Source organism: Bacillota bacterium (assembly GCA_040754675.1).
GTDB lineage: Bacteria > Bacillota > Limnochordia > Limnochordales > Geochordaceae > Geochorda.
On record JBFMCJ010000586.1, the window covers coordinates 1 to 2,433 of the forward strand.

Below are 2,433 nucleotides of genomic sequence, written 5' to 3' on the forward strand. Positions count from 1 at the left end.
TGACGGCGTGGGTGACTGAAAGAGACCGGTGCCCAGCCCGAAGAGGGAGAGGCGCCACACCACGGCGCCAGCCCTGCCGGACGGGCCCAGGACCACCATAGAGGCGGCCGCGGCACCACACAGGGTGAGTCCGGCCAGGGCGAGCCAGCGGTGTCCCACCCGGTCGGACAGGGCCCCGGCCAGCGGTGCCACCACCAGCACGGTGAGCGGGAAAGCGGTCATGATGGAGCCCGCATGGCCCGGCCGAAGGCCCGCCACGCGCTGCAGGTAAAAGGGGGTAACGAAAACGATCACATACTGGGTGACGAAGTTCAGCCAGGCCACCCCGATCCCCGCCGAGAAGGTGGAGTTCGCGAAGAGGGAAAGGTCCAGCATGGGCCGGGACGACCGCCTCTCCACGCGCACGAAGAGGTAGACAAGGGCCACGCCCAGGGCCCCCAGGGCAATGTACCCTGGCGCGTGGCCGCTGGCCGGGCCCCGGGTGGCTGCCACCAGCAGACAGGTGAGGCTGAGGCACGCCAGCAGGGTCCCCCAGGTATCGAAGGAACGGCTGCTTTCGCGCGGCCGGAACGGAGGCAGCAGGCGGCGGCACAGGAGGTATGCCACCAGCCCCACCGGAACGTTGACCAGGAATATCGACCGCCAGCCAAAGGAGTCCGCCAGCCATCCTCCCAGGGTCGGCCCCAGGCTGAGACCCAGGGCCACCGTCATCCCGTTGAGACCCAGGGCTCGTCCCCGCTCCTGGGCAGGGAACAGGGCGGTGATGATGGCCGGGGCCATGGCCATGGTCAGGCCGGCGCCCAGGGCCTGCAGTGCCCGGAAGGTCACCAGGGTCCCCAGGCCGGTCGCCATGGCGCAGGTGGCCGACGTGACCACGAACACGAGCAGCCCGGCCAGGTAGACCCGTTTCAAGCCCAGCATGTCTCCCAGACGGGCGAAGGGCAAGAGCAGGGTGCCGAGGACCAGGAGGTAGGCCATGGATACCCAGCCCACCCGGTCGGGCGTCACGCCCAGGTCGGCTGCAATCACGGGGAGGTTGATGTTGACGATACTGGCGTCGATGGGGCCCATGATGCCGCCCGCCAGCAGGGCCGCCAGCGCCCGCCAGCGCCTGGGCTCGCCCGCGAAGGCACCCGATTGGCCCCGCCTACCCTCGATCCCCACCGCCTCTACCCTCTCCATCCCCGCACCGTCCCCGGAAGAACCGCGCGACATCTGGTACAGCCCCCGCAAGGCCCATGTCGTCCGGGCTCATCCTCCGTCCTCATCGCACGGTGCCCATACTGCCACGTGCCATTATTCCTGGTGCCTAAACACTATTGCACCGGACCCTTTCAGTCAAGGCGGACAACGGAAACCAGGCTGCAGCCCAGTGATAGCTGGCGGAAGCACTGCAGGGGACACTCCCGTATGGTTGATCCTGCGTCTGTGGCTCGGTTACCAATGGTTGGAGGCCGGGCTGCACAAGGTGGTGGACCCCAAGTGGATGGTTACCGGCGAGGCCGTCCGTGGTTACTGGATGAGGGCAGCCGGCCTGCTGCCCGGTACCACGCGAACCATCAAGTACGAGTGGTACGAGACGCTCATCCGCTGGCTCGCCCAGAGCGGGCAACATGTCTGGTTCGGCAAGCTGGTGGCCCTGGGCGAGTTGCTGGTCGGCATCGGGCTCATCCTGGGGGGCTTGACACTGGTCGCCGCCTTCTTTGGCGCCTTGATGAACCTGAACTATATGCTGGCCGGGACCGCCAGCACCAACCCGGTGATGTACACCGCCGCCATCCTCATCATCATCGCCGGGCCGGCAGCCTACTACTGGGGGGTCGATCGCTTCCTGCTCAGGGTGATCCGCGTGTTCGCGCTCATGCGCAGCCTGCGTCGTCCCCTCCCGGCTTGAGCCGCGCCAGCACTTCCTGGTGGATGCGCAGGGCCGCTTCGTCCCGCAGGACGAAGCGGATCACCCTTACGGACTTCAGGGAGGGGGCCATCTCCACGATCGTCCTGAACGCCACCTCGGCTGCCTCTTCCATGGGATAACCGAACACCCCAGTGGATATGGCCGGAAAGGCCACCGAGGTTATGCCCCTCTCCTCTGCAAGCCTCAAGGCATTGCGGTAGCAGTCCGCAAGTAACTGGTCGGAAGGCTCGTCCCTCCTGTACACCGGCCCCAGGCAGTGGATCACGTAGCGGTTGGGCAGGTTGTGGCCCCCCGTGATCACGGCCTGGCCGGGCCTGATCGGCGCCAGTGGCCGACACTCCTCCTCGAGTCCGGGCCCCGCCGCGCGGTGGATGGCACCGGCCACGCCGCCCCCACTGCGCAACTGGGCGTTCGCGGCGTTGACGATGGCGTCAAACCCCACCTGCCGGACTATGTCCCCCTGCACGCACTCAATCCTCACACCGCCCACCGTCAGTTCCACGACTTACCTCCCCCCC

3 protein-coding genes are annotated in these 2,433 nt (G+C 67.4%); 1 reads left to right on the forward strand and 2 read right to left on the reverse strand.

Annotation, left to right across the window (positions count from 1 at the left end; all coding sequences use genetic code 11):
- Window positions 1-1,215, reverse strand: a 1,215-nt coding sequence (locus tag AB1609_21220; GenBank protein ID MEW6048957.1) for a DHA2 family efflux MFS transporter permease subunit, incomplete at its 3' end; no start/stop codon positions are given.
- 199 nt (window positions 1,216-1,414) lie between these two features.
- Between AB1609_21220 and AB1609_21225 the strand changes: the two genes are divergently transcribed.
- Window positions 1,415-1,894 carry a DoxX family membrane protein gene (locus tag AB1609_21225; protein ID MEW6048958.1) on the forward strand — a complete coding sequence of 160 codons (480 nt, stop codon included), beginning with the start codon at window positions 1,415-1,417 and terminating at the stop codon, window positions 1,892-1,894.
- Here the strand turns inward: AB1609_21225 and AB1609_21230 are convergent.
- The gene (locus tag AB1609_21230) at window positions 1,860-2,417 is read right to left on the reverse strand and encodes a macro domain-containing protein (protein ID MEW6048959.1); all 558 of its coding nucleotides are present in this window, start codon (window positions 2,415-2,417) and stop codon (window positions 1,860-1,862) included. The two genes, AB1609_21225 and AB1609_21230, sit on opposite strands and share 35 nt — an antisense overlap.
- Between the last annotated feature and the right edge of the window lie 16 nt (window positions 2,418-2,433).